We start from the raw sequence: 4,265 nt of genomic DNA on the forward strand, positions 1-4,265 counted from the left end.
CACCCGGTATTAAGTTTTTATTGCGACCAATAGTTGAGGAGAGTAGAATGTTATCTGTAGCACCAACACATAATAAATCATCAAGATTCATAATAATGGCATCTTGAGCTATTCCTTTCCAGACAGACAGATCACCTGTTTCTTTCCAATAAATGTATGCCAAAGATGATTTTGTTCCAGCGCCATCTGCATGCATAATATTGCAATAAGCTTCATCGGAACCTAGAATATCAGGAATGATTTTACAAAATGCTTTTGGATAAATCCCTTTATCGATGTTTTTGATGGCATTGTGCACATCCTCTTTATCAGCTGAAACGCCGCGCTGGTTATATTTAAGATCTGACATTAACGCAAAAATAATAATAGTAATTAGTATAAAACTGAGCTTTGGCAAATTTAGCTTTTCATAGCTTAGTTAAGGTATTATCTAAGTTAATTTTCAATAATTATAAACTATGATTATAATAAAATAAGAAAGTCCTCAAATTGAGGACTTTCTTATTGTTTCTGGTGTTTATAATAATCAGTTAACTGAAATACTATTTTAGGAATAATAATTCTCTAAACTTTGGCAATGGCCATTTTGAGTCGTCAACTAATTGTTCTAATTTATCAACATGGTATCTAATTGGATCAAAGAAAGATTTAACTTTTTCATCGTAAGCGATAGACTTATCTCTAATATCTTCAATATTATTTGCCTTTTTACGTTCATTTACCATTTCTAGGTTCGCTGTTCTGATAAAATTAACATGTCCTGAAATTTTCTTAATAATTTCAAGCTGAGCGGCATACGTTTCTTCGCCTAATCCAATCTCTTTTAAGCCTTTTACATTATCAATAAGAGTTGTTTGGTAATTAATAGCCGTAGGGATAATTACGTTGTCAACTAAATCGCCCATTACTCTTGCTTCAATTTGAAGTTTTTTGAAATAGCTTTCTAAAAGAATTTCATGACGTGCATGCGACTCACGTTTACTGAATATTCCAGTTTCTTCAAATAATTTATCTGTTTTGGGATCTAATAAAACATCAAGTGCTTTAGGAGTGGTTTTGATATTTGACAAACCTCTTTTTTTGGCTTCTTCTGCCCATTCATCGCTATAGCCATTACCTTCAAAACGAATTGCCTTAGATTCTTTGATATAACGTTTGATGACTGTCATTATAGCCACATCCTTTTTTTCTCCCTTTTTGATCAATTTATCAACTTCAGCTTTGAATTTATTTAATTGATTCGCAACAATGGTATTTAAAATGGTCATTGGATTCGCAGAATTTGCTGAGGAACCCACTGCACGCAATTCAAACTTGTTTCCTGTAAAAGCTAAAGGTGATGTACGATTACGATCAGTATTATCCAATAAGATTTGTGGTATTTTAGGAATATTTGTCCACAATGATGGCTCTTGCTTCATTTTATTTGTTACCCTTGAAGATTCGATCTCATCAAGTAAATCATTTAATTGAGATCCTAAGAACATTGAGATAATGGCGGGAGGAGCCTCATTTGCCCCCAAACGATGATCATTATTTACAGATGCAATGGAGGCTCTAAGTAAATCTGAATATTCGAAAACAGCTCTGATTGTATTTACAAAGAAGGTAAGAAACATTAAATTGTTTTTCGGGGTCTTACCAGGGGAAAGTAAGTTTTTGCCTGTATTAGTTATCAGCGACCAGTTATTATGTTTTCCTGATCCATTAATTCCGGCATAAGGTTTCTCATGTAAAAGTACTTTGAAATTATGTCTTCGAGCTACCTTATCCATTAAATCCATTAATAATGAATTATGGTCGATGGCAAGATTCATTTCTTCATATAATGGAGCGCATTCAAATTGAGAAGGAGCCACCTCATTATGGCGTGTTTTTAATGGTATGCCGAGCTTGATTGCTTCAGTTTCAAAATCTTGCATATAAGCTAAAACACGCTCGGGGATAGATCCAAAATAATGATCATCTAATTGTTGGTTTTTAGCAGACATATGTCCGAAAAGAGCTCTTCCTGTAAGATACAAATCGGGTCTAGCATTGAATAAAGCTAAATCAACCAAGAAATATTCCTGTTCGATACCCAGCGAGCTATTAATCTTATCAATATTTTTGTCAAAGTACTGTGCAACAGCAACAGCTGCTTTGTCCATTAAGCTTATAGTCTTTAAAAGGGGAGCCTTGTAATCTAATGCTTCACCTGTATAGGATACAAATACAGTTGGGATACATAATGTAGAGCCAATGATAAAAGCAGGTGATGATGGATCCCATGCAGTATAACCTCTCGCCTCAAATGTGCTTCTAATACCTCCGTTTGGAAAACTTGATGCATCAGGCTCTTGTTGTGATAAGGCTTCACCTGAAAATTTCTCTAATCCTTGTCCGTCAGAACCAGGCTCAAAAAAAGAATCATGTTTCTCTGCAGTAGTTCCTGTTAAAGGTTGAAACCAATGCGTGTAATGGCTTGCACCTTTAGACATTGCCCAAGATTTCATTGCCGAAGCTACTTGTTCTGAAATGCCTCTATCTATCGGAGTTCCAGAATTAATAGACTCTACAATACTGTTGAAAGCTTCTTTAGATAAACTATCTTTCATTTTCTTCTGATCGAAGACATTGCAACCATAAAAATCTGAAAGTTTTGATGAAGGCATTTGTACTTCAGGAATTGTCCTAGATAGTACTGAGTTTAGTGCTTGGAATCTTAGAGATGACATTATTTAGGTTTTTAGATTTATTTGTATTAAAAATAAATAATTTGATTAAAATTTCAATAAAAATATCAAAAAAATATTAATATTTTATTTTATTTAAGCATTTATGAATAAAAATGAACTTAATTAAATCATTTTTCGATTAAATATCAAAAATAATGTGATTTATGATCAATATTTATCTTGTTAACAGACAAAATTATTAAAAAGGTAATCGAATCGGCTATAATTTCTATTTTTTATTTAAAAGAAACTCAAATATTCGTTATATCTATTTAATTAAATCTTTTAATAGAATTAACTTTGATTTTATAGGGAACATGATTTTTTTTTAAAGGAGAAAGAATTAAAGTGCTCCAATCTTTATTCAAATGATAAATACTCTTTGCTACCTATAAAAAGTATTTATTTCTATTTATTCACCATATTTTTATTAAATTGGTAAAAAATCGGAATAATAATGAAATAAATTACAATATTTTTAAAATTATAGCTAAATAAATTAAAATTGTCAGTTAATTGGTACTAATATTAATGATTTCTAGGTATTAAAATATTTTTTAGGCTAATTACTCTATTAATAAATCTTACAAGAATTTTATAGATTAGACAGGTATTAATTAACACTAAAATTGCCTGACAAAGCAAATATCAGATTTAATTATTCTCAATTCTTGAAAGGCTTTTGAGATTATTTTTCTTAGCGTAAAAAGCTTTGAGATTATTAGTTACTTGATTTTATTATTTAAATAATGAGGGATTGAATTTTCTTCCGAAATTTAATTATTTCAATATTTAGATTTTGATAAATAAAGGGCTTTTTGATTTGTGTTTGTTGCTTAATCCACTGGGGGATTCCTTTATACACACATATAAACAATGAATAATATTTTTCATTTTAAGGAGTTCCAAGTCAATCAATCCGATTGTGCCATGAAAGTTAATACGGATGGAGTACTCCTTGCTGCACTTGCACAATCAGAAAACCCCGAAAAAATACTTGATATTGGAACGGGTACCGGATTAATTGCACTAATGCTTGCCCAAAGATTTGTAAATGCTACCATAAATGCTGTAGAAATTGATGAAAATGCTTCAAAAAGAGCAGAAAAAAATTTTTCGGAATCACCTTTTTCAAATAGACTTAAATCCTTTCATTCTTCAATTGAAGAATTCTTTATAAAAGACAATGAATTATATGACCTGATTATTTCAAATCCGCCATTCTTTATTAACTCCTTAAAGTCTGAAAATAGTATTAAAGAAATAGCTAGACACACTACTAAAGGTTTTTTTGAGAATTTATTAATTCAATCCGCCAGTAAACTAACTGAAAATGGCTGCATTTTCTTGATTTTGCCGATGGAAACATCTAATTTAATTGAAAAATTAATCCAATCAATGCCTAATTTGCACATAAATGGAATTAAAATGGTTTATTCCTTTGCGGATTCTATCGCACATAGAAGAATATTTAAAATAGGATTAAATTCTACAGAACCAAATCATGATAAGTTTGTTATCTACGAGACTCCGGGGATATATACCGCA

General features: G+C 31.0%; 3 protein-coding genes. 1 reads left to right on the forward strand and 2 read right to left on the reverse strand.

All coding sequences use genetic code 11. The annotated features are described in order from the left end of the window. On the reverse strand, positions 1 to 349 hold a 349-nt coding region (locus tag ACILQF_RS11060), incomplete at its 3' end, for an AIR synthase related protein (RefSeq protein WP_395627467.1). Positions 350 to 542: 193 nt separating this feature from the next. Beyond that, positions 543 to 2,717, reverse strand: coding sequence for a glutamine synthetase III (locus ACILQF_RS11065; RefSeq protein ID WP_395627468.1), 2,175 nt, complete (start codon positions 2,715 to 2,717; stop codon positions 543 to 545). A gap of 876 nt (positions 2,718 to 3,593) precedes the next feature. On the opposite strand from ACILQF_RS11065, the gene ACILQF_RS11070 reads away from it, so the two are divergent. Further along, on the forward strand, positions 3,594 to 4,265 hold a 672-nt coding region (locus ACILQF_RS11070), incomplete at its 3' end, for a tRNA1(Val) (adenine(37)-N6)-methyltransferase (protein ID WP_395627469.1).

It is taken from the genome of Daejeonella sp. (genome assembly GCF_044232565.1).
Lineage (GTDB): Bacteria > Bacteroidota > Bacteroidia > Sphingobacteriales > Sphingobacteriaceae > Daejeonella.

Coding starts and splice junctions, on each gene's coding strand:
- ACILQF_RS11065 (WP_395627468.1), bottom strand. CDS start 2,717: ATGTCATCTCTAAGATTCCAAGCACTAAACTCAGTACTATCTAGGACA.